This is a genomic window from uncultured Veillonella sp. (genome assembly GCF_934190855.1).
Taxonomy (GTDB): Bacteria; Bacillota; Negativicutes; order Veillonellales; family Veillonellaceae; genus Veillonella.
Map to the genome: position 1 here is coordinate 1 of NZ_CAKPTN010000011.1, position 22,029 is coordinate 22,029.

At 40.6% G+C, this 22,029-nt stretch carries 25 protein-coding genes, 1 pseudogene and 1 other annotated feature; of the genes and pseudogenes, 3 read left to right on the forward strand and 23 right to left on the reverse strand.

Translation table 11 applies throughout. The features are described from left to right. From Q0F90_RS01420 to Q0F90_RS01455, 8 genes are all read right to left on the reverse strand, one after another. On the reverse strand, positions 1–324 hold a 324-nt coding region (locus Q0F90_RS01420; RefSeq protein WP_296002572.1), incomplete at its 3' end, for a multidrug efflux SMR transporter. A 144-nt stretch (positions 325–468) separates the two neighbouring features. Then, entirely contained in the window at positions 469–1,539 is a 1,071-nt protein-coding gene (gene leuB / locus Q0F90_RS01425; protein ID WP_296002573.1) for a 3-isopropylmalate dehydrogenase, read from the reverse strand. A gap of 24 nt (positions 1,540–1,563) precedes the next feature. Then, positions 1,564–2,055: a 3-isopropylmalate dehydratase small subunit gene (locus Q0F90_RS01430; protein ID WP_009351898.1), complete on the reverse strand. Its 492-nt coding sequence runs from the start codon at positions 2,053–2,055 to the stop codon at positions 1,564–1,566. A 1-nt stretch (position 2,056) separates the two neighbouring features. Further along, entirely contained in the window at positions 2,057–3,316 is a 1,260-nt protein-coding gene (leuC, locus tag Q0F90_RS01435; protein ID WP_273298840.1) for a 3-isopropylmalate dehydratase large subunit, read from the reverse strand. A gap of 1 nt (position 3,317) precedes the next feature. Then, positions 3,318–4,856, reverse strand: a complete 1,539-nt coding sequence (locus Q0F90_RS01440) for a 2-isopropylmalate synthase (protein ID WP_005381515.1) — start codon at positions 4,854–4,856, stop codon at positions 3,318–3,320. Between the two features lie 156 nt (positions 4,857–5,012). Continuing rightward, positions 5,013–5,216: a binding site (T-box leader), on the reverse strand. A gap of 82 nt (positions 5,217–5,298) precedes the next feature. Then, positions 5,299–5,706 (reverse strand): hypothetical protein, encoded by a 408-nt coding sequence (locus tag Q0F90_RS01445; protein ID WP_296002585.1) that lies wholly within the window; start codon positions 5,704–5,706, stop codon positions 5,299–5,301. 269 nt (positions 5,707–5,975) lie between these two features. Continuing rightward, on the reverse strand, positions 5,976–6,608 hold the full coding sequence (locus Q0F90_RS01450) for a hypothetical protein (protein WP_296002589.1): 633 nt from the start codon (positions 6,606–6,608) through the stop codon (positions 5,976–5,978). A gap of 141 nt (positions 6,609–6,749) precedes the next feature. Further along, a complete protein-coding gene (locus Q0F90_RS01455; protein WP_296002591.1) occupies positions 6,750–7,178 on the reverse strand; it encodes a VOC family protein in 429 nt (142 codons plus the stop codon). Between the two features lie 423 nt (positions 7,179–7,601). Here Q0F90_RS01455 and Q0F90_RS01460 point away from each other — a divergent pair, with 423 nt between their 5' ends. Then, positions 7,602–7,949 carry a hypothetical protein gene (locus Q0F90_RS01460; RefSeq protein WP_296002594.1) on the forward strand — a complete coding sequence of 116 codons (348 nt, stop codon included), beginning with the start codon at positions 7,602–7,604 and terminating at the stop codon, positions 7,947–7,949. An 86-nt stretch (positions 7,950–8,035) separates the two neighbouring features. Here the strand turns inward: Q0F90_RS01460 and Q0F90_RS01465 are convergent, their stop codons facing one another. From Q0F90_RS01465 to Q0F90_RS01520, 12 genes are all read right to left on the reverse strand, one after another. Next, complete coding sequence (locus tag Q0F90_RS01465) at positions 8,036–8,776, reverse strand: ABC transporter ATP-binding protein (RefSeq protein ID WP_296002597.1); 741 nt, start codon at positions 8,774–8,776, stop codon at positions 8,036–8,038. 1 nt (position 8,777) lies between these two features. Beyond that, the gene (locus Q0F90_RS01470) at positions 8,778–9,545 is read right to left on the reverse strand and encodes an ABC transporter ATP-binding protein (RefSeq protein WP_296002600.1); all 768 of its coding nucleotides are present in this window, start codon (positions 9,543–9,545) and stop codon (positions 8,778–8,780) included. Further along, the gene (locus Q0F90_RS01475) at positions 9,538–11,061 is read right to left on the reverse strand and encodes an ABC transporter substrate-binding protein (protein WP_296002603.1); all 1,524 of its coding nucleotides are present in this window, start codon (positions 11,059–11,061) and stop codon (positions 9,538–9,540) included. The genes Q0F90_RS01470 and Q0F90_RS01475 overlap by 8 nt, the downstream gene beginning before the upstream one ends. Before the next feature lie 69 nt (positions 11,062–11,130). Then, a complete protein-coding gene (locus tag Q0F90_RS01480) occupies positions 11,131–11,940 on the reverse strand; it encodes an ABC transporter permease (RefSeq protein WP_296002607.1) in 810 nt (269 codons plus the stop codon). Next, a complete protein-coding gene (locus Q0F90_RS01485; protein WP_296002610.1) occupies positions 11,933–12,883 on the reverse strand; it encodes an ABC transporter permease in 951 nt (316 codons plus the stop codon). The genes Q0F90_RS01480 and Q0F90_RS01485 overlap by 8 nt, the downstream gene beginning before the upstream one ends. Positions 12,884–13,139: 256 nt before the next feature. After that, positions 13,140–13,742 (reverse strand): hypothetical protein, encoded by a 603-nt coding sequence (locus Q0F90_RS01490; RefSeq protein WP_296002613.1) that lies wholly within the window; start codon positions 13,740–13,742, stop codon positions 13,140–13,142. A 46-nt stretch (positions 13,743–13,788) separates the two neighbouring features. Continuing rightward, positions 13,789–14,391: a hypothetical protein gene (locus Q0F90_RS01495; protein WP_296002615.1), complete on the reverse strand. Its 603-nt coding sequence runs from the start codon at positions 14,389–14,391 to the stop codon at positions 13,789–13,791. Between the two features lie 137 nt (positions 14,392–14,528). Next, complete coding sequence (locus tag Q0F90_RS01500) at positions 14,529–15,287, reverse strand: SDR family NAD(P)-dependent oxidoreductase (RefSeq protein WP_296002617.1); 759 nt, start codon at positions 15,285–15,287, stop codon at positions 14,529–14,531. 243 nt (positions 15,288–15,530) lie between these two features. Then, positions 15,531–16,532 carry an electron transfer flavoprotein subunit alpha/FixB family protein gene (locus Q0F90_RS01505; RefSeq protein ID WP_296002620.1) on the reverse strand — a complete coding sequence of 334 codons (1,002 nt, stop codon included), beginning with the start codon at positions 16,530–16,532 and terminating at the stop codon, positions 15,531–15,533. Further along, positions 16,532–17,518, reverse strand: a complete 987-nt coding sequence (locus Q0F90_RS01510; RefSeq protein WP_296002624.1) for an electron transfer flavoprotein subunit beta/FixA family protein — start codon at positions 17,516–17,518, stop codon at positions 16,532–16,534. The genes Q0F90_RS01505 and Q0F90_RS01510 overlap by 1 nt, the downstream gene beginning before the upstream one ends. Positions 17,519–17,522: 4 nt before the next feature. Beyond that, the gene (locus Q0F90_RS01515; RefSeq protein ID WP_105081226.1) at positions 17,523–17,801 is read right to left on the reverse strand and encodes a ferredoxin family protein; all 279 of its coding nucleotides are present in this window, start codon (positions 17,799–17,801) and stop codon (positions 17,523–17,525) included. Then, entirely contained in the window at positions 17,798–19,105 is a 1,308-nt protein-coding gene (locus Q0F90_RS01520) for an FAD-dependent oxidoreductase (RefSeq protein WP_296002627.1), read from the reverse strand. Before Q0F90_RS01520 ends, Q0F90_RS01515 begins: the two co-directional genes overlap by 4 nt. Positions 19,106–19,493: 388 nt before the next feature. On the opposite strand from Q0F90_RS01520, the gene Q0F90_RS01525 reads away from it, so the two are divergent. Both Q0F90_RS01525 and tnpA read left to right on the forward strand, forming a co-directional pair. Then, on the forward strand, positions 19,494–19,955 hold the full coding sequence (locus tag Q0F90_RS01525) for a helix-turn-helix transcriptional regulator (RefSeq protein WP_296002630.1): 462 nt from the start codon (positions 19,494–19,496) through the stop codon (positions 19,953–19,955). A 230-nt stretch (positions 19,956–20,185) separates the two neighbouring features. Further along, positions 20,186–20,635, forward strand: a complete 450-nt coding sequence (tnpA, locus tag Q0F90_RS01530; protein WP_296002633.1) for an IS200/IS605 family transposase — start codon at positions 20,186–20,188, stop codon at positions 20,633–20,635. 155 nt (positions 20,636–20,790) lie between these two features. Here the strand turns inward: tnpA and Q0F90_RS01535 are convergent, their stop codons facing one another. The 3 genes and pseudogenes from Q0F90_RS01535 to Q0F90_RS01545 all read right to left on the reverse strand — a co-directional run. Next, the gene (locus Q0F90_RS01535) at positions 20,791–21,108 is read right to left on the reverse strand and encodes a type II toxin-antitoxin system RelE/ParE family toxin (RefSeq protein WP_296002636.1); all 318 of its coding nucleotides are present in this window, start codon (positions 21,106–21,108) and stop codon (positions 20,791–20,793) included. Continuing rightward, the gene (locus Q0F90_RS01540) at positions 21,092–21,361 is read right to left on the reverse strand and encodes a type II toxin-antitoxin system Phd/YefM family antitoxin (RefSeq protein WP_039969464.1); all 270 of its coding nucleotides are present in this window, start codon (positions 21,359–21,361) and stop codon (positions 21,092–21,094) included. The genes Q0F90_RS01535 and Q0F90_RS01540 overlap by 17 nt, the downstream gene beginning before the upstream one ends. A gap of 132 nt (positions 21,362–21,493) precedes the next feature. Next, a pseudogene (locus tag Q0F90_RS01545) lies at positions 21,494–22,029 on the reverse strand (pyridoxal phosphate-dependent aminotransferase); the annotation flags it as partial.

The window sequence follows — 22,029 nt, forward strand, 5'->3', positions numbered from 1 at the left end:
TCCTACACTTCCCCACAGGTTTAGGATTACTACGCCAACTACAATAAGACCGATCCCCAAAATAGTGTAAATATTATAGCCCTCACTAAAGATAAAGACAGAAATAAGAGCTGTCACCACAAGGCCTACCCCAGACCAGGTAGCATAGGTAACACTGAGGGGAATATATTTCAGTACATGCGTCAATGTATAGAAAGATCCTACATAACCAAGCACACAAGCAACGGTCTGTAATGGTCTCGTAAAACCATCAGAGGCTTTCAGCATGGTCGTTGCAAACAACTCTAGCCCTATAGATAAGGCAAGTAAAAAATATGGTAACATATCATCTCCCGCAAAAAAGAGAGGGCATCCCAACCCTCTCTAATTTAATAAAAATACATAAATCGTCTATATTATAACGCATATAGTACGATTAAGAAATGATTTATTTTACATTATAAATTTTATGAAACCATATTCCGTCTTTTATAAACGTTCAATTACAGCTTGTGCCATTTCTGTGGTACCTACCCGTTTCAAACCTTCGCGGTAGATATCGCCTGTGCGGTAACCATCAACGAGGACTTGTTCAACAGCTTTTTCAATAGCGTCAGCCACTTGAGGTAAATCAAGAGAGTGACGGCACATCATAGCGGCAGACAAGATTGTGCCCAATGGGTTCGCCAAGTTTCGGCCCATGATGTCAGGTGCGGAACCGTGGATTGGCTCGTACAATGCTGTGCCTGTACCCATGGATGCAGATGGTAAAAGCCCAATGGAACCAGAGATAACAGCGCCTTCGTCAGACAAGATATCGCCGAACAAGTTTGTTGTCACGATAACGTCGAATTGTGCAGGATTTACAACGAGTTGCATCGCTGTATTATCTACATAGAAGTAATCTGTTGCGATGTCTGGATTAGCTGCTGCTTTCTCTTGGGCAATTTTACGCCACAAACGAGAAGAAGCCAATACGTTTGCTTTATCTACAGATACAACCTTTTTGTTACGTTTGCGAGCTGTTTCCATAGCAATATCCATGATGCGCTCTACTTCGTAACGGCTGTACGTTTCTTTATCCCAAGCAAACTCGTTAGCACCTTCGCCTTGTGCCTCTTCGCGTTCACCGAAGTAAATACCGCCAGTCAACTCACGAACGATAACGAAATCTACATCTTGTACGAGTTCCTTTTTAAGTGGGGAATACTCTTGCAAAGATGGATAGATTTTTACAGGACGCAAGTTACAGAATAAACCAAGCTCCTTGCGAAGGCCAAGGATTGCTTTTTCAGGACGGATAGAAGGATCTACATTATCCCATTTAGGACCGCCTACAGCACCAAGCAATACAGCATCAGCTACTTTACAAGCCTCGATAGTATCCTCAGTCAAAGGCACACCGTACGCATCAATAGACGCACCGCCCGCTTTTTTATCAATCCAATTAACATTTACACCGGCTTTCTCAAAAGCCACATCACACACAGCCTTCGCTGCTGCAATAATCTCAGTACCGATACCATCACCAGGGATCAATACGATATTCTTTTCGCTCATATTACCTCTCCATATAGTAAATGCTTACTTGCGGTTTTTCGCAAAGTTCACAAGACCGCCTGCTGCCGCAATGTCTTGAATGAATTGTGGCAATTCGGTGCCTTGGTATTGTTCGTTTTTAGTCAAGTTGTACACGATACCTTTAGACAAGTCTACGCCGATAGCATCGCCTGCGTCGATACGGTCTACTTGTTCACCGATTTCCACTACTGGCAAACCGATGTTGATAGCATTACGGAAGAAGATACGTGCAAAGGAGTGTGCTACGATTACAGGCACCCCTTTTGCTTTGATAACGCCTGGTGCGTGTTCACGAGAGGAACCACAACCAAAGTTTTTGCCAGCTACCATGATTTCACCAGCTTTCACATTAGGTGCAAAAGTTGTATCAATATCTTCCATCGCATGTTCTGCCAATTCGTTCCAATCAGCAATTGCCAAGTAACGAGCTGGAATGATTACGTCTGTATCTACATCGTCGCCGTAGCGCCAGATTTTTTTGCTTTCAAAATCCATATTAAACCTCCTCAGGGCCTGCAATGCGGCCTAATACAGCACTTGCTGCCGCCACGTAAGGGCTTGCCAAATATACTTCAGAATCAACGTGACCCATACGACCACGGAAGTTACGGTTTGTAGTGGAAACTGTGCGTTCCCCTTCAGCCATGATGCCCATGTAACCGCCTAGGCAAGGACCACATGTTGGGGTGGACACAGCGCAGTCAGCTTGAATGAAGATATCTAATAGACCATCTTTCAACGCTTGGTCATATACATCTTGGGAACCAGGGATTACGATACAACGTACGAAAGGAGCTACCTTGCGACCTTTGAAGATTTCTGCAGCTGCCACCAAGTCTTCGTAACGGCCATTTGTACAAGAACCGATGATAACTTGGTCGATTTTAATATCTTTGTCGATTTCGTTGATGTAATGTGTGTTGGATGGCAAATGAGGGAATGCTACAACTGGTTGCAATTTGGACAAGTCAATTGTAATCGTTTGGGCATATACTGCATCAGCATCTGGAGCGATTGGCTCAACAGGACGGTTTACGCGGCCTTTGATGTATTCTTCAGTTACTGCATCGTAAGGGAATACGCCACATTTACCGCCAGCTTCGATAGCCATGTTACAGATTGTAAGACGATCAGCCATAGTCATGTGTTGTACGCCGTCACCAGCGAATTCAAGAGCCATATAACGAGCGCCGTCTACGCCAATTTGACCGATCAAATCAAGGATTACGTCTTTACCAGTTACCCATTTGTTAGGTTTACCGATAAGCTCAACTTTGATAGTTTCAGGCACTTTGAACCAAGTTTTACCTTCTGCCATAGCAACGCCCGCATCAGTGGAGCCTACGCCTGTGGAGAATGCATTGACCGCACCATATGTACAAGTGTGGGAGTCAGCACCAATAATCATTTCGCCAGGGCCGATAAGGCCTTTTTCTGGCAAAATAACGTGCTCAATACCCATTCTACCTACTTCAAAATAGTTTGTAATGCCATGTTCGCGTACGAAGTCGCGCATTACTTTTGCTTGTGTAGCGGATTGAATATCTTTATTTGGTGTGAAATGGTCAGGCACCAAGTAGATTTTATGACGGTCAAATACAGGTTTGCCAATTTTTAAGAACTCTTTACGAGCTGGTGGGAATGTGATGTCGTTCATCAATACAGCGTCCAAATGACATTCGATGATTTGGCCTGGTTTTACAACATCAAGACCCGCGTGGCGAGCCATATTCTTTTCAGTAATGGTCATACCCATATTATTCTTCCTCCTGTTGTTCTAGCTCCATAGCTAGGAATACTGAGTTTACTGCATTAATATATGCGTTCACACTTGATTTAACGATATCGGTGCTGATACCACGACCATGGTACAAGCGACCGTTGTATTCTACCTTAAGGGTTGCTTCCCCAAGGGCATCTTTACCTGCTGTAATAGCGCGGATTTGGTAGTCTTTTAAGCTAATTGGCAAGCCAACCACACGTTCGACCGCTTTAAGGGATGCGTCTACTGGACCATCACCAACGGCAGCATCGGCTTTTTCACCTTCTGGAGTCATGAGGCGAACGTCTGCGTATGCATAACCTTTTTCACCCAATTTGTAGTATTGAGCCACAAGCTCGAATGCTTTTTTGTGATGTAAGTTATCTACTACAAGAGCGATGATGTCATCATCGTATACTTGTTTTTTGCGGTCTGCCAATTCCTTGAATTTAGCGAAGAGGTCGTTGATTTTCTCTTCTGTGAAAGATTGGAAACCAAGTTTTGCCAAATGATCAGCGAAGGCATGACGACCAGAGTGTTTGCCCAATACGAGGTCTGTTTTTTCAGCCCCTACGGACTCAGGAGTCATGATTTCATAAGTTTCAGGGTTGCTCATCATACCATGTTGGTGAATACCAGACTCATGAGCAAAGGCGTTGGAACCTACGATTGGTTTATTTGGAGGTACTACGACACCTGTTAGACGGCTTACGAGTTTAGAAACTTTCGTAAATTGTTTTGTATCAATGTTCACTTGAAGATCGCCGAAGTAATCATGACGTGTTTTAAGAGCCATTACTACTTCTTCAATCGCTACGTTACCAGCGCGTTCGCCTAGACCATTAATTGTGCCTTCTACTTGACGTGCACCCGCTTTAATAGCAGCTAACGTATTTGCATTAGCAAGACCTAAGTCATCATGACAGTGAACGGAGATGATGGCATTTTCAATGCCTGGTGTATGTTCTTTGATGTAACGGATTTTATCACCAAACTCATTAGGATTCATGTAACCTACTGTATCTGGTACGTTAATAATCGTTGCACCACCAGCAATGGCAACTCCAAATACTTGGCATGCAAAATCTAAATCAGAGCGTGCTGCGTCTTCACCGGAGAACTCGATTTCATCAACTTTACCTTTTGCATATGCCAATACAGATTTAACCTTATCCAAAACCTCTTGGCGAGTCATTTTTAATTTATATTCCATATGAAGTTCGGAAATAGCAATGAACACATGTAAACGGCTGCGTTCCGCATCTTTCAATGCATCAATCGCTTTTTGTACGTCCTTTTCATTAGCACGTGCCAACGCACAAATTGTTGCACCTTTCACTTCGCGTGCAATCGTTTGTACTGCTTCAAAATCCCCAGGGGATGCTGCTGGGAAGCCAGCCTCGATTACGTCGATGCCGAGGCGTACTAGGCCTTTCGCAATTTCAATTTTTTCAGGAGTTTGTAAAGACACACCTGGTGTTTGTTCCCCATCACGAAGGGTTGTATCGAAGAAATATACGCGATTTTGATCCATAATCTTCACCTTTTCTGTACTAATAAAACATAACACTTTATTATATCTATCGATTGTGAAAGTTTAGTAAAACCGCCGATTTCGATACTGTATACTATCAGTGCTTTTACTAGACTTTTACAATAAAAAAAGCCCCTCAGAACAACTGTCGTTGTTCAAAGGGGCGTTATATACATAACACGGTACCACCCTATTTGGGACTCGTTTCGGGTATAACGGAACCACCGTCGATGACTACTGCTGAATTCACCATCAAAGCTCACGGGAGAGTGTCAGCGTACAACCTCTATTGCCTCGCACCAACCGGCAACTCTCTGAAAGCAGGATTTGTAAACCTTTATACCCATTCATAGCTCGTATTTAAGATATAAGGGTATTGTACTGTATTCTATAGAGTTATGTCAATTAAAATAAAATGAATATGTTTAATTAGACATTCTCGTTAGTAACTAATCCACTCTAAATCCTCAAAATCATTGAGAATTTGTTTATCCATTTTTACCACTTGATTAGTTAGCTCTATTCGATCATTAGCAAATGAAATGTCCGTATACCAGTCCTTTAAACTAGCATATACTTCATTCTCTAAATCAATAAATATTGTTTCTATGGGATTCCAGGTTTTACATTGTACAGACTCGACCATAACCATACTACTACCTATGAAAGTAACATCTCTACCATAAATCCAAAACGGCAATGTTTTTCCCTTTATAGTAATGGAATATATTGCATCACCATGAGGCGGTTCCGTTTCGTATTGTGCTTTTATTTGGTACTTTTCCATTATCTTGTTGCTAGCATTTTCTATATATAGCAACTTTGAAACTTTGTACTTTTCTGCGTTCATATAAGCTCCATTATTTTAATATCAAACACAACAAAGGTTACCTATGCAATCATCATAGTTCTGTTATCAGTAGTCACTATCATTGCACTAGTTAAGTAGTACAACGATAAACGCCTAACGTATAGAGGAGTGCAGTCCTCTAACACGTTAGGCGCCATCATAATTTTGTTCAGTTTTAGATGAGCCTAACGCCCTAATCACGTTAATGGGCTCTCTTTATAGGTATATTATAAGCTAATCATACTGAAAAAGATAGTGCAGCACTAAACTTAATTAGCACCTACACTGTTAATCATTTCTCTAGCCCGTTCAATAGAAATAGGCTCATTAAATAGGAACACATGGTTTTGTCCCTCATGTTCCCAAGACGCTAAGTAAACGGAGTTATCTACTATTTGATAGGTCACCGTCATACCATTTATTACATCCGTCTTCTGCGGTAAGTAATCCTTATAGTCACCTGCAATATTACCAGATAAAGTAGATACACGATATTTAATATACTTTGGCATATCATCTACACGATCAAAGTATTTTCCTTTTAAAAGCTCATGATAGGCATACACCACTTGTAGTACATCATGATCCACAATAGATACATGTACAGGGCGGAGTCCCTCTACCCCAACTGGCAACTGCGGATTAAAGTTCAAATGTTGCTTAGCCTCATATACAGTATTAAATACCTCTAGCGATTGACCTTTACGAGTACTCTTATAATCGCTATCAGTCATACTGCAACTGCCCAGTCCATCTGGACAAGGAAACTCATTTCGGTCACCATAAGGCTGGTCATAAATAGAATTACCATTGAGGCGAAGCCGCATCAAATCATCTGCGGAGGCAACATTAATAGAACCTATGAAAGCTAGTGCAGCTAATACACATATTACCTTCTTCATAATTTACTCCCTACAAATAAAGCACATATGTTAAGTAAATTATATCACTAAAAGAACAAATGCCTATATAATACTAGTTACAGCATGATTATAAGTCTATAATAAGCTGATGTCGAAGACATGCCTGAGCAAGATTAACTACTAAAATTTCAATAATCCCTTTTCATCAAACTTAAAGTTTGGACCCCATGCAACTTCCCAGTAATATCCATCTAGATCAGCAAAATATGCATGATAACCACCCCAAAAAACATCTTGTGGTTCTTTTACAATTTTTCCCCCAGCATTTCGTACTAATTCAATAACATTATCAACATCTTCTTTATGTTCAACATTGTAAACTAATGTAATTCCGGCAAATCCATTTCCCGCTGGTGGATTATTTTCATCAATATCTTTTACTAATTGTTCCAAAGGAAATAGTTCAAATTTTGTCCCTACCGTATCAAAAAATATTACTGGCGGATTATTTTCTTTACAGTCAGTCTTATATCCTAAACCATCTCTATAAAACTTTATTGATTTTTCCATGTCTCTAACACCTAAACAAATGCAAGTAATCTTATTCATTACTACCTCCATAAATTCAAATTACTTTTATCTTCATATTGATTATAAATCTTCATTGCAAAATCAGGATAAGTTTCTCACACTGCTAAAAAATACTCTTTTATCCTTTCAATGCCAATATACATTCTCTTTTGCCCATCTCGTTAATTTATTTATATTATCCTGAGTCTATCTTTTACAACTTCAATAAAACTACGTTGCACCAATCATTGATAATCCGCTTTTATTATAAAATTATATCAAAAAATTTTCTCAGTAAATATCACAAATCTATCACATTTGATAGTATCTATCACAAATCATTCTACTATTCAAAATAATTGTGGGTGCTATAATGAACTCAACAAAAGGAACAGATGCTCATATGATACTAAATGCACTATTCCAAAACTATAGTTAGTAGTTATAAAAAAGGAGACTATCATGACACATACACAATTAAAAGAACTCGTTCAAGCTTTATTAGATGCACCTACAAGCAACCCTACATTAAAAGAATTTGCACAATCTTGGATCAATGCAGAAGGCAAACCTGAACAAGAAGAACTTACTAAACAACTCGTATCTGTAGCAGAACAAAACATTGCTTTTATCGATGAAACCATTGGCTTTGCAGGCTCTGAACTCGCTACACAAATCCTTGGTGCAGAAGGCGCAGCTAACCTATTACAACACGCTAAAGACATTAAAGCACAAGGCGCAGAATTCTGTGACTGCCCTGGATGTGTGGCATGTAAACACGTTATTGATTTGAAGGCAGAAATTGCATAATCATCTAAACTTACAGTGGTTATCTACAATGTATAGATAGCCACTTTTCCATAAGAAAAGCCCCTGTTTAAAACAGGGGCTTTCGTTTACTCACTTGCTTCTACAAGTGCTTTTGTATAAGGATGTACCGCTTCTTTGAGTCGTTTTGATTCGATAATTTCAACGATGTGTCCGTCTTTCATAACGATGATTCGGTCTGTTACAGCTTGTAAAAGTCCTATGTCATGGCTGACGAATACGTAGCCGAAGGGTTGTTCCGTATGGAGTTTTTGTAATAGGTCTAGCACTAGTTTTTGATTTACCGCATCAAGGGCTGATGTAGGTTCATCAAAGAGTACTAGTTTTGGATGCATCAACATAATCCTTGCCAGTACTACACGTTGCAGCTGACCACCACTTACTTCGTGAGGGTATTTCTGAACAATGGTTTCAGGTAGATCTACATGTTGAATCCATTTGCGGATATCTTCCTTTGCAGCGGCTATATCCATAAGCCCATAGTTGATATATGGTTCTAAAAGAAAAGCTTCTAAATTCATCCGCGGCGGAATGATCGCCAAGGGATTTTGAAACATCATCTGCATAGAACGATATAATTCTCTATGATTTTTAATAGATGTAATATCTGCGCCGAATAATTGCAAAGTACCAGAGGTAGGCGCTTCTAACATCGCAATGAGTTTAAGAAGTGTACTTTTACCAGAACCACTACCACCAGCAATACCTACCCGTTCATTCTCCGCTACAGAGAAAGATACATCATCAACAGCACGAACCGTATGATTGTGGTTTGTATATTGTTTACAGATATTCTCGAGTTGAATCATACTACACCACTTTCATTACGGAATCTAACAAAATACGAGTATACTCATCTTTTGGGCATGTCATAACCTCTTCGGTGGAGCCTACTTCAACGAGCTGTCCCTTATTCATAACGCCAATTCTATTGGCAATTTGTGCGGCCGACTTGATATTATGGGTTACGATAATCACCGTTGCGCCAAGAGCTTGTGTTACCTCTTTTAAAAGTTCTAATACAGAGGCTTGCACGAGCATATCTAAGGCACTAGTCGGTTCGTCGGCAAATACGATGCTAGGCTTTAAGATGAGACTTAAAGCTATAGCTAGTCGCTGTTGCATGCCACCGCTTAATTGAAACGGATAAGACTGTAAAATCCGCTCGCCATCATTGAGATGAACTAACTTTAACATGTCGATGACGCGAGCTATTTCATAGCTTTCACCATGAGCACGGAACAAATCTTTGAAGTGATTTTCTACAGTGCGATTTGGATTTAAATAGGCGCTAGGGTTTTGAAAGATCATAGAAATCTTGGTTCCCCGTAATTGTCGCCAATCACTGGCTTTCAAGGTAGAAACATCTGTACCATTTAAGAGGATTTGACCACTAATGGTAGCTTGTTTCAAAATGCCAAAGGCGGCGCGAACTAACGTAGATTTACCAGAGCCACTTTCACCAACGATGGCAAAGACCTCACCAGTAGGTACGGAGAAGGATACATTCCGTACCGCTTGCTCCGAACCATATGAAATCGATACATCATCAAATACGATACAATCAGATTTATTCAATAGTAGAATCCTTTGTTAATAAGTAGTAATCGATTGGATGTACTGGTACATTTTTAACCTTTGTAGTGGATACAACAGTTGCACTTGGATACATCAAGTAGATATCTGTTACGTCATCAACTAGCAATTGTTGCGCTTGTTTAGCTTTATTAGCACGTTCATTTTGATCAAATGTTACGGACAATTGATCGATTAATGCATCCACTTGAGGGTTGGAGTAAGCACCAACGTTTGCTTTAGCACCAGTTTGGTAGAACAAGCTGAGGTACCAGTAAGGGTCATTTGTAGACATAGTAATGGCAGCACGTTCTACCATATCAAAGCCATCTGTACCAAGTGTATCTACTTCACCAGCGCTTTGTAATTTTTTAAGGGTTACTGCAATGCCCGCTTGTTTCAATTCTTGTTGAATTTCTTCGTATAAGCTTGTGTCTTTACCCCAAATAGCAAGAGTTAGAGCCAATTCTTTACCATCTTTAGCATAGATGCCGTTTGCATTTTTAGCATAGCCAGCTTGAGTCAAGAGTTGGTCCGCTTTAGCTACATCTGTCATCGGTTTATTAGCAATAGAATCAAAACCTAAATTAGCAGATGGTGGGAATGGAGCTCCACCTGGAGTCGCACCATTACCAATGATTTTCGCCATAGAATCATAGTTAATAATATGAGCAATAGCGGAACGTACAGCTTTGTCATGTAATGGAGAAACTTCAGTATGGTTCAATTTCAACATAAGCACACGAACACCTGCAACGTCTTGAGTGTTGAAGCCATCTTTGAACAAGCTGCGGTTAGCAGAGTCCACTTTTTGGATTACATCAACGTCTTTAGATTGTAACGCCATAGCGCGTTTATTGTTGTCTTCGATGTCTTTTACAGTTACAGTATCAAGAGCTGGTTTGCCGCCCCAGTAATCTGCGAAGGCAGAGAGTTCGATTGTTTCACCTTTTGTGAAGGAATTGATTTTATAAGGACCTGTAAGAACTGGTTTAGATGCTACATCCTTAAGATCTGCAGTGTCCATGATAACGAACGCTGGTTCAGTTAAGCTAGATAACAAGGAACCATTAGGTTCTGTTGTTTTAATAATCAAGTTTTGACCATCTACCGTGATGGACTCGATTTTTACAGCTTTCGCGGAACGAGCACTTTGTTTCATTGTGTACTCGATAGACTCTTTAACCTTTTGTGGAGTCATAGGCGTACCATTATGGAATTTTACATTTTCACGGATGTGGAATTTCCAAGTTGTAGGGTCCACATTTTCCCAAGAATCTGCCAATTGAGGGGCAAATTTCATATCTGGTGTAACAACAGCCAAGTTTTCACCAGCACCGATACGAGTCAAAGTCCACGCATCCCACTCGTGAGTTGGATCTAATGTTTCACCAAACCAATACAAACCAACATTCATATGCTTCCCTTGTTTGCCGTCTTTAGCTGTATCGCTACCGCAACCAACCAAGAGAGCTACCATGCACAGCATAGTTAGACACGCTAGTAACCAACGTTTCATAACTTCTCCTTTTTTGAACATAACCTCTGTGAAAGAGGCTTTCACCATAAAACTCTATACACAGCGCGGTTAGCGAGATACATCGAGAGCATCGCGCAACGCATCGCCAATATAGTTAAATAAAACAACAGTAATAAAAATTGCAAGCCCTGGATAAATTAACAGCCATGGCGCAGTTTGTAGAAAATCTCGGGAGCTCAACAAAATAACGCCCCACTCTGGATCTGGCGGTTGTACACCAATCCCGATGAGTGAGAAACTGGCTACCAAGATGATAGTCTCCCCTAGATGTTGAATAATGACAATCAACAACGGCGGCAATACATTCGGCAAAATATATCGACTCAGGATTCGTAGGTTCGAAGCACCCGACATGCGAGCAAAGGTAATATACTCTGCATGGCGTTCAATCTGTACGAGGCCTCTCGTGATACGCGCATATTCTGCCCATTTAGTAATGCACAGGGACAGGATGACATTCGTAATGCTTGGCCCCATGATACCGATGAAAGCAATGGCAATAACCATATTCGGGAATCCTAGTACCAAATCAATCAAGCGAGATAACCAACGGTCGATGCGCGGTGTAGAGAAGCCAGCCAATCCGCCAATAACGATGCCGATAGCACCGCTGATACCGATAATGGTGAAAGCAATACCTAACGAAGCTTTACCGCCATAGAGGATGCGAGACCAAACATCTCGCCCTAACTGATCAGTACCTAATAAGTGAGTACTGCTTATATCTTGTAAGCGGTCTGCCACACTAGTTGTCTCCGGATCGAATGGTGCTATATAAGGAGCACATAGGAAAAATACAACCCATAGAGCTGCTAATACCAACATAGCATATAAAGTGTAAGGCTTTCGTCTATTCATAGGAGCCTCCTTTTATAGCGGCTCTTCGTTTTGGATTTAGCCAAAAGCTCAAAATATCGATGATAATATTAATCACGATAAACACCATAGTAATCCAAATAATGTAGCCTTGCATCAAAACATAATCGCGAGCCACAATGCCTTGCACCATCATGTAACCAAAGCCTTTTAGGGCGAATACCATTTCAATAACGGCAGACCCACCTAGCATGGCACCCATCGTTACGCCCATCATGGGCAATAACATAAGACCTACATGGGGGAAGATATAACGGGTATACACCATCCACTCAGGTAGCCCCAACGCGCGAGCACCTTGCACAAAAGGCTGACGAGATACTTCTAAAATGGCATTCCGTAATCGACGAATGTAGAGTCCACAGATCCACAAAGCAAGGGTAACTGCAGGCAATACATAGGCAGCAAAGCCCTTTGTATTCGTCACGGATACGAGCTGTAATTTGACACCAAATAGATACAATAGCAGTAGGCCTACCCAAAAGCCTGGGATAGCTAACGCTAAAAACGTAACTAAACGGATAACATGATCTACCCAAGAATCCTGATATTTTGCAGCTAATATACCAAGAGGAATAGTTACAACGATGCCGATTAGAAGTGCTAACGATACAAGACCTAATGTATTCGGTAAAGCACCACCTAAAATCGTAGACACCGGCAACGCATACAGAATAGACTCACCAAAGTCCCCTTGTACAATTTGACCTAACCAACGTAAGTATTGCTGCCACCAAGGATCATTGAGCCCTAACTGCTCTCGTAGCTGTGCAACTACAACCGGATCAGGATTAGCCCCTAACAGATTAAACTTCATCGACACGGGATCAATAGGAGATAATTTTATCAATACAAATGTACCGATAGTAACCACCAATAAAATACCTACAATACTTGCCAAACGCTGTAGTATTAATCGATACAATACATCACCTGCCTTCTTCATCAAATAATAACTATATTATATTATATTATATTATATTATATTATATTATAACAATAATTCTCATTTTTAGATATACTCCTATGTATATATTAGAATAATTCTCATTATGAAATTTTGGCATATATACTAAAACGGCCCCTCATGAGAGGAGCCGCTTCTTATATAACCCTTACAGTGTCCATGCGAGTGTTTCACCACAGCTCGCATGCCTATCCCACTAGGCTGGACTGTTATATTATTTTGTATATGCTGCATGTGCTGCATGTGCTGTAGGTGCAACAGTGTTAGCAATGATGGCTTTTGCCATGTCGCGAGTTACAGGGCGTTCAAAGTACATCGCATGTGTTTGACCATCTTTCGTCCAACCTGCGAGGTATACCATTTTGTCGCCACCTTTGAAAGTAACCTTTGTACCGTTTACCTTTTCTGTAGCTGTAACACGATAATCCTTATAATCACCACTGATATCACCTGTTGCATTAGCTACGCGATAAATGATGCGTTTACCTGCCGCTTGATTACGAGTTGCATCTTCGCCAGCTTGGTAAACATACACAACTTGCAAAACATCTTTTTCAATAGTGCTTACAGACTCAATATTATAGCCCACAGGTAATACTTTAGGTAGATGAGGCATAATATTCATGTATTTAGCGGCTTCATTAATAGTGCTAAATTCATGCATAGGATTTGGCATACCAACCATTGCCGCTGCCTGTTCTGCAACTACAGGTTTAGCTGGATCTGGTTTTACATCAAAAGTACCTTGTGCACCAGCAACAGTATAAGAACCTACACAAGCACATGCAACTGCCATTAATACAAATTTTTTAACCATGGGTATAATCTCCCTTCGCGTAACATAAAAAGTATTAAAAACACATTTATTTTGTATGTGATTTTTTCTCAACAATATTACGGATAATAGCCTTCGCCATATCTCGTGTAACGGGACGCTGAAATTCTAAAGAGTGATTTTGTCCATCTTTCATCCAAGATGCAAGATAAACCATTTTCTTACCACCTTTGAAAGTAACCTTTGTACCATCTACACGTTCAGTATCTATAACCTTATGAATCTTATGGTCATCGCTGATATCACCCTTTAATGTAGTAGATGTACGATAAAAAATAAGAGCACCACCGGCTTTATTTACGTACGGATCTATACCGGGTTCATACACGTACACAACCTGTAAAATGTCTTTCTCTAAAGTTATAACAGATTGAATATTAAATCCTACAGGTAACAACTTTGGCATCTGAGGTCTAAATCCTATATATTCAGACGCTGCTTCTACAGTGGTAAATACATGTACAGGACTTGGCATAACAACGCCAGGAACAGCTGCTTCAACAGACATTTCTAATGGTTCAGAAACTTTAGTTTGTGCATCCATAGTACCTTGAGCCTTAACAACTCCATAGGTACCTATACAGACGCAAGCTAACGCCATCAAAAAAGATTTCTTTAGTAGTGAGGTCATAATAATATACTCCACAAAATATATTTTGTAAAATTATATTTATTAAAACACGCTTAATAAGTATATCCTAAATGATATAGGATTTCAAGTAATAAATGCTAGCTATATCATTTTAACAAGCTTAGTATAATAACCTATTATTTCTTATGTACCATAAAGCCTGCCGCTTGTTGGTTTGCCATGATGGTTACATCAGAGATTTGTAAGCGTTTAGGTTGGTTAGTTACATACAACACAACATCCGCTACGTCCTCTGGTTGTACAGCCTCAATACCGGCATATACAGATTTTGCTCGTTCCGCATCACCGTGGAATCGCACTTCACTAAATGGAGTTTCTACGATGCCTGGTTGAATGGTGGTAACCTTAATATCTGTGGCTATGGTATCCATGCGAATGCCATCGCTCAAGGTCTTTACCGCTGCCTTTGTAGCGCAGTATACTGCACCATTAGGATATGCATAAATACCTGCAGTGGAACCCATATTTACAATATGGCCTTCGTTTTTATCAATCATAAAAGGTAGTACTGCTTTTGTTACATATAAAAGACCTTTCACATTGGTATCAATCATAGTCACCGCATCATCAACAGCACTATCTTGGAAAGGATCAAGCCCTTGTGCAAGACCAGCATTATTCACGAGCACATCGACGCCACCAAAAGCCTCGATAGCAGCAGGCACCTTGCTTTCCACATCCTCACGACTACGCACATCAAGAACTAAAGTCTCAACACGCACGCCATATTCCTTAGACAAGCGAGCCTGTACCTCGTCGAGCAACTCAGAACGACGACCAGAAATCAACACATTATCGCCATACTTGGCATACGCCTCAGCAATACAAAGACCAATACCAGACGTTGCGCCAGTGACAAAAACATTACGAGCCATAAAAGCCTCCTTATTTTCAATCCATTCTATTCTAACAAGTTCATTATACCATTATAAAAATTAAAAAACGTTACTCTACCACCTATAATCAGCGGAAATATTGTATACATGGATAAGGTGAGAAAACAAAAGGGATACCTATTCAAAGCCGCCTTGGGTGCTACGCGCACCCATGAAGGCTAAAGAAAGGTATCCCTTTTGTTTTATTAGGTTTGACGAGGAGAGCTCAAATATTACAGCTCTTTATTTAAGATGTTTCAACATATCATTTAACACTTCCATGCAGTCTCCTACGATACCATAGTTAGCGTGTTGGAAGATTTCTGCATTTGGATCGTTGTTAATAGCCACGATTGTGTCAGCACCGGAGATGCCGCTCACGTGTTGGATAGCACCGGAAATACCGAATGCCAAGTATAGTTTAGGGCTTACAGTTTTACCTGTTTGACCTACTTGGTAAGGCAATTCAATCCAGCCTTTTTCAACGAGTGGACGTGTAGCGCCTACTACGCCACCGATAGCTTCAGCAAGTTCGTAAAGTCTATCAAAGTTTTCTTTAGAACCCATGCCGCGACCACCAGCTACAATGATATCCGCTTCTTGGATATTGTAACCATCTTTGCCGAATGGAATAAAGTCAAGACGCTTCATGCGAATGTCTTCCGGTTTGAGGTCGAATTGTTCAACTTGAATACGGCCCCAGCTATCTGCAATGCGTTCAGGTCTTTTAAATACGTTAGGACGTACGGAACCCATTTGTGGACGATGGTTTGGAGAAATGATTTCCGCCAAGATGTTGCCGCCCAACGCAGGACGAGTCCATTCTACAAGGCCTTCTGCCGTATCTACAGTCAAGATTGTACAGTCCGCTACTACGCCATTTTGCATGCGACCAGACATACGAGGTGCCAAGTCACGACCGTTGTTAGTAGCGCCGATTAAAATTACGTTAGGCTTATGATCTTTGAAGAAGTCAGTTAATACTTTTGTATAGCCATCAGTTGTGTAGTATTTCAAAAGAGGGCTTTCAAAAACGTGAACAATATCAGCACCATGTGCTACGAGTTCTTCCGCTTCAGCTTGAACATTTTCACCAAGAAGCATTACTTGAACTAGCTGTCCCAATTCCTTAGCGATACGGCGAGCTTGGCCAATCAATTCATAAGTAACCGGATGCACCACATCATCAATGGTATCGGCTACGACAAAGACGTCTTTATAATCATCAAAATTTGTCACACCCATTACCGGTCACCTCCTTTGGAACCTTCATCACCTTGAGCGGCAGCTACCGCTTTAAAATCGCTAGCGGACACACTTTCAACAGTAGCAGCCCGTTGCGCAGGATCTTTAACATCAACACCGTCATCATTAGCTTCCTCAGCCACAACAGGAGCGTCGCTTGGAACTAATAGATGAGCAAATTTTTCTGGCTTAATATTATAGGCCAATTCGAGAACTTTTTTAGAACCTTCTTCAACGTTTGGAAGCATTTCAACTTTACCGCGAAGAGGTGGTTGGTATACCTTACGAACGCGCGTAGGGGAACCATTAAGGCCGATACGGCTTTCATCAATATTAGGCATATCACGCAATGTAATATGGGAAATTTCATAACGTTTTGCGTAAATAGAGCTCCAGAGACCTGGTTGACGTGGCTCGTTAAGCTCAGCAGTAGCCGTTACCAATACTGGCAATGGCACTTCTACGATTTCGTAACCATTTTCGTGCTCTCGTGTTACAGTTGCCTTTTGAGCTGCTGTATCTACAGCGAATTTACAAGCATACGTTGCTTGCGCCATACCGAGTTCTTCTGCAATTTGAGGGCCTACTTGCGCAGTATCGCCGTCGATAGCTTGTTTACCGCAGAAAATGATTTCGAACTGACGGTTCATTGTTTTTTGAATATGACGGATAGCAGATGCAATGGTATAGCTTGTAGCTAACGTATCAGCACCACCGAAGGCACGGTCTGTAACAAGTACCGCATCATCAGCGCCAAGAGATAAACACTCGCGAAGAGCATCCTCAGCTTGAGGAGGGCCCATCGCCAATACCGTTACACGGCTACCTTCATGTTCGTCTTTTACCGCCAAAGCCGCCTCTAACGCATGCATATCGTCAGGGTTTACAATACTAGGCAAGCCTGTGCGGATGAGATTATTCGTTTCCGGATCCAGTTTAATCTCAGATGTATCTGGAACCTGTTTGACACATACTAATAACTCCATACACTCACCCCTGTCTAAATTCTACGCCCTTAGCGTTACGCGGATATTTCCAAGTTTTTACGATAGTTTCGCCACAGAGAACACGGCAAGTACCGCACTCTAAACAACCAGCGAAGTCAAAGGCTAAATCGCCATTTTCTTGTAATGTATATAGACCAGCAGGGCAGCCATTTACGAGTTTCATTTTCTCTTCGCGGCTGAAGCCAGCGCCATCCACAAGGATATGAGGAGACGTTTCATCTACATAATATTTATTGGCGCCCAAGCGCTCTTCTAATTTCATAGGGAACGCACCCCTTTCAATGCATCACGAATCAAGGTTACAAGGCCAACGTCTCCAACGCGACCCATCAATTTTTTCAACATCGGAACGGCACCATCACCGTTTACAGTGAAGACATCGCGCATCACATTATTCACGAGAGATGGATATTCCTTGAAGATACGAGGATTGGATGCAAGGAAGTCAGGCATGTTTTTATACAATTTCAAGTCTTTATGCAACCAAGAATTTTTGATTTCACGTTCATATAGACTAGCAATGCGTTCCATATTTTCGTCGCGCAATGCTACGTTAGCAGCAGCTGCTGCACACATGCCGGATTCGATGGCAAGGTCCATCCCACGAATAGTATAACCAAGGTTCATACACATACGCGCTGCATCGCCAACGATAACATAACCATTACCGCCCAATTGTGGCATTGCTTTATAACCACCTTCAGGTACGAGATGAGCACTATGTTCTTTCAATTGACCATTTTTCAACAATGGTGCAATTCTTGGATGACTTGTGAAAGCTGAAAGCATTTCGTCTACAGATTTATTAGCTTTACCGATATCTTCAAGACCTACAACCATACCTACGGAAAGACTTTCTTTATTAGTATAAATAAAGCCACCGCCCAATAAGCCGTCAGTCATATCGCCCAATGTAAGCCATGCCATACCTTCATCACCAGATAGCATGAGGCGATTTTCAAGATCATCTTTTTTAAGTTTATATACTTCTTTAACGCCTACAGCCATTGTGCTTGGATCTGTAGGACCTGTTAAACCAGCTTTTTCCAATAACAATGTATTGGAACCTTCTGCGATAACAACTAGTTTTGCATACACTTCATCATCGTGACAGCGAACGCCTACGACGCGGCGGTTCTTGCCTTCACCTTCAGTGATGAGGTCTGTAACTTGTACGTTAGATACGAGGAGAGCACCTTTTTTCTCTGCCTCACCTGCGAGCCATTTATCAAATTTAGCGCGCAATACTACGTAGGATTCCTCATTAGGTTTCCCATCTTGATTACTATACTCAATAGTAGTCATTTCATTGCCAGTACCAATAGAAATACGCTCTTTTGTCACTTTCCGTTCCAATGGTGCACGTTCTCTAAAGTCCGGTACGAGACGTTCTAACGAATGTGTGTAGATACGTCCACCCATCATATTTTTAGCGCCTGGTGCGGTGCCACGTTCGATGAGTAGTACTTTCGCCCGCTGTTCTGCGAGGCGCAATGCCGCCGCAGAGCCCGCTGGACCTGCACCAACGACGATGACATCAAATGTTTCATTACGATCAATTGCCATATACTCAGCTCCTTTAAATGAAAGCTTAACTTACATAAGTTCATACAGTATATATATATTCTCTACGAAGAGGTAAAACACCTTTAAAAAAATCGACAAAAAAATAAATATATTCTATATTTTACGAAATTATGCTATATAACACTCTATAGTATGTATATATACTCATTATAGGCTCATACTATTGCACACTAAGATTTTTAATTAAGTGCAATAAAATTCATCAATTCGTGAAATTTATAAGTTTTTCTAGCTTTCACAGTGAAAGTAGCGTATGATAAAAGTAGGAAAAACCCTATACGGAGCAAGACGCGTATAATACGACCGCATAATGCAAGTCCACGGTCAAGGTTAGGAACTCGTTATTTTTTAAGTAAGAGGAGGCCCTATGGACCCGTTAAGAATCTTGAAAGCATTATCCAATCCGCATCGGTTAGATATTATATTGTGGCTAAAACACCCAGAGCAAGAATTTGGTGCACAAGTTCACACTAAAACTCTTATCGATTTCCCACACAGTGTAAGCGTTAAGAGTATCCAAAAACGCTGCGGTGTATCTCAATCGTCTATTTCTACATTTATGAGCATTTTAGAAAATGCAGAACTTGTAGAGTCTCGCAAAATTGACCAATATACCTACTTCCGTCGTAACGAAGAGGTAATTCGTGATTTTGGCGAGTGGTACAACAAAGAAGTATCCATTCAATCAGATGATATTGACAAATTATTAGAAACGGTAATCTTAGAAGACACTTCGTATCCAACAACAGAGGAAAACTCTATGCCTAGCGAGCAGCTCGCAGCCGAATTGCGTACTAAGGGACCACATCATGATGAAGAAGGAAAATAATTCTCCTTCCCTACGTATTATACCTAGGGATAAAACAAAAAGAAGCTATAACATCTAGTATTATAGCTTCTTTTTTATTATTGTCTTTAGACTGGTTCGCGACGTAGTCGCGAATCATAAAACCACCCGCTATGCGGGTGCGGCAACGAAAGTTATACAAAAAAATCACCTTGCTTAAGTATAATGTAGGTGTTCAAGCCGCATTATATACAAAAGAAAGGTGATTTTATATGGCAACAAAGACACAGAGCCTTGCGCACACAAAATGGTTATGCAAATACCACATAGTATTTACACCTAAGTATAGACGTAAAGTTATATATAATCAATACAGAAATAGTTTACGTGAAATACTGAGACGTTTATGTGAATATAAGGGCGTCAAGATTATAGAGGGGGAGCTTATGGCAGATCATGTGCATATGCTAGTATTAATCCCACCTAAAATATCAGTGTCATCTTTTATGGGATATTTAAAAGGTAAAAGTGCACTAATGATGTTCGATAAACACGCAAACTTAAAGTATAAATTTGGAAATAGACACTTTTGGTCCGAGGGGTATTATGTAAGTACGGTAGGTTTAAATGAAGCTACCGTAAAAAAATATATACGTGAGCAAGAGTTACATGACCAAATGAAAGATAAACTTAGTGTAAAAAAATATGAAGACCCTTTTTAGGGTAGCAAGTAATACATATCCCCTTTAAGGGGAACGTTACGAGTCAATGGCTATGCGGCTTGAACGTAGTGAAAGCCAGCGCCTTTAGACGCTGGCCTAGTACTACGGGCTTATAGCCCGTGAGCAAACCACCCGTTTTACGGGTGGTTCTGATTTTAATCATCTAATACATTTTGTAGATCTCGCCGATTATAATAAATATGACGAACTTCCATTACATCTTCAATTACTACATAAAAAATATAAAAATTACGCACTGTAATCTTATAATATGGATACTTACGTTGCTTCTTACTTGGATATACAGCAAAAGATTCTGGACAACTTAATCTTGAGTATATAGCAGTCTCAATATCTGTAATTAACTGATGAGCAGCCTCTCTATTATGAAGAACATAAGTTATATAATCAACAATATGATTAAGCTCTTCCTCAAATAATGGTAAAATTGTTAGTCTATATTTCCGCTCCATCGATTCTCTCCCTTACGCGACGAAATACATCGGCACCAGAGTATCGAATTTTGCTTTCTTTTGCTGCAGAATCAGCTTCATCCAAGGCGTACTCAATAGGATCTGTTAATGCTGAATATTGTTCAATACTCATTAACACCATAGTTCCATATCCATTCTTAGTTAAAAATACAGGAGAATTTGTGGTAATAACGGTTTCTTCAACTTCAGGAAATTTATTACGCAAGTCTGATACGGGTCTAATATTAATCAATATATACACCTCCTTATATCATAATTCTATCATTATTTTATTAAACTGACTAATAGTATTATATTAATTAACAATTCAAGTAAGAAAGCCCTCCAGCTGGAGGGCTTTCTTTATATTATGATTATCTTATTGTTAGCGTTGCGCTTCATAGGCTCTGAATAGTTTAGATAACAATTCAGGCGCTAAGCGTAATAAGTCTGGATTTTCACAGAAGGATACGCGCAATTGTGTCTTACCAGGGTTATCTTCACCCTTTTTACCACTGTAGAAACCATTGAGCGGTGCCATGAGTAGGGTGTACTCTTGCCCATCATCAAGGCTTACTGCGCCGTGCTCAGCACACCAAGAGGCAAACTCTACCCCATCAAAGCCAGGTTTAGCTACCTTGCGTACGTCGATTACAAAATAAATAGACGCTTCAGGGCGAGATACGATGAAGTCCGGCTCTACCTCTTTGAAACCTTGGTGAAGTTCAAAGATCATTTGACGGTAGTAATCGCGTTGCTGCTCATACCAGTTGTGTAATTGTGCATAGGACTCGTGCTTCAAAGCGCCAAAGATATATTGGCCCAATGTATTAGCACTGAGATTGGCTGTATATTCAGCAACAGATTTTTCGTAGCACAATTTATTGTCTGTAATGATGGCACCAATGCGAAGACCACATG

Coding starts and splice junctions, on each gene's coding strand:
- tnpA (WP_296002633.1), top strand. CDS start 20,186: ATGGCAACAAAGACACAGAGCCTTGCGCACACAAAATGGTTATGCAAA.
- Q0F90_RS01525 (WP_296002630.1), top strand. CDS start 19,494: ATGGACCCGTTAAGAATCTTGAAAGCATTATCCAATCCGCATCGGTTA.
- Q0F90_RS01450 (WP_296002589.1), bottom strand. CDS start 6,608: ATGAAGAAGGTAATATGTGTATTAGCTGCACTAGCTTTCATAGGTTCT.
- Q0F90_RS01515 (WP_105081226.1), bottom strand. CDS start 17,801: ATGAAATTAGAAGAGCGCTTGGGCGCCAATAAATATTATGTAGATGAA.
- Q0F90_RS01495 (WP_296002615.1), bottom strand. CDS start 14,391: ATGACCTCACTACTAAAGAAATCTTTTTTGATGGCGTTAGCTTGCGTC.
- Q0F90_RS01510 (WP_296002624.1), bottom strand. CDS start 17,518: ATGGAGTTATTAGTATGTGTCAAACAGGTTCCAGATACATCTGAGATT.
- Q0F90_RS01465 (WP_296002597.1), bottom strand. CDS start 8,776: ATGATTCAACTCGAGAATATCTGTAAACAATATACAAACCACAATCAT.
- leuB (WP_296002573.1), bottom strand. CDS start 1,539: ATGAGCGAAAAGAATATCGTATTGATCCCTGGTGATGGTATCGGTACT.
- leuC (WP_273298840.1), bottom strand. CDS start 3,316: ATGGGTATGACCATTACTGAAAAGAATATGGCTCGCCACGCGGGTCTT.
- Q0F90_RS01455 (WP_296002591.1), bottom strand. CDS start 7,178: ATGAATAAGATTACTTGCATTTGTTTAGGTGTTAGAGACATGGAAAAA.
- Q0F90_RS01490 (WP_296002613.1), bottom strand. CDS start 13,742: ATGGTTAAAAAATTTGTATTAATGGCAGTTGCATGTGCTTGTGTAGGT.
- Q0F90_RS01440 (WP_005381515.1), bottom strand. CDS start 4,856: ATGGATCAAAATCGCGTATATTTCTTCGATACAACCCTTCGTGATGGG.
- Q0F90_RS01505 (WP_296002620.1), bottom strand. CDS start 16,532: ATGGGTGTGACAAATTTTGATGATTATAAAGACGTCTTTGTCGTAGCC.
- Q0F90_RS01460 (WP_296002594.1), top strand. CDS start 7,602: ATGACACATACACAATTAAAAGAACTCGTTCAAGCTTTATTAGATGCA.
- Q0F90_RS01500 (WP_296002617.1), bottom strand. CDS start 15,287: ATGGCTCGTAATGTTTTTGTCACTGGCGCAACGTCTGGTATTGGTCTT.
- Q0F90_RS01475 (WP_296002603.1), bottom strand. CDS start 11,061: ATGAAACGTTGGTTACTAGCGTGTCTAACTATGCTGTGCATGGTAGCT.
- Q0F90_RS01535 (WP_296002636.1), bottom strand. CDS start 21,108: ATGGAGCGGAAATATAGACTAACAATTTTACCATTATTTGAGGAAGAG.
- Q0F90_RS01480 (WP_296002607.1), bottom strand. CDS start 11,940: ATGAATAGACGAAAGCCTTACACTTTATATGCTATGTTGGTATTAGCA.
- Q0F90_RS01430 (WP_009351898.1), bottom strand. CDS start 2,055: ATGGATTTTGAAAGCAAAAAAATCTGGCGCTACGGCGACGATGTAGAT.
- Q0F90_RS01520 (WP_296002627.1), bottom strand. CDS start 19,105: ATGGCAATTGATCGTAATGAAACATTTGATGTCATCGTCGTTGGTGCA.
- Q0F90_RS01445 (WP_296002585.1), bottom strand. CDS start 5,706: ATGAACGCAGAAAAGTACAAAGTTTCAAAGTTGCTATATATAGAAAAT.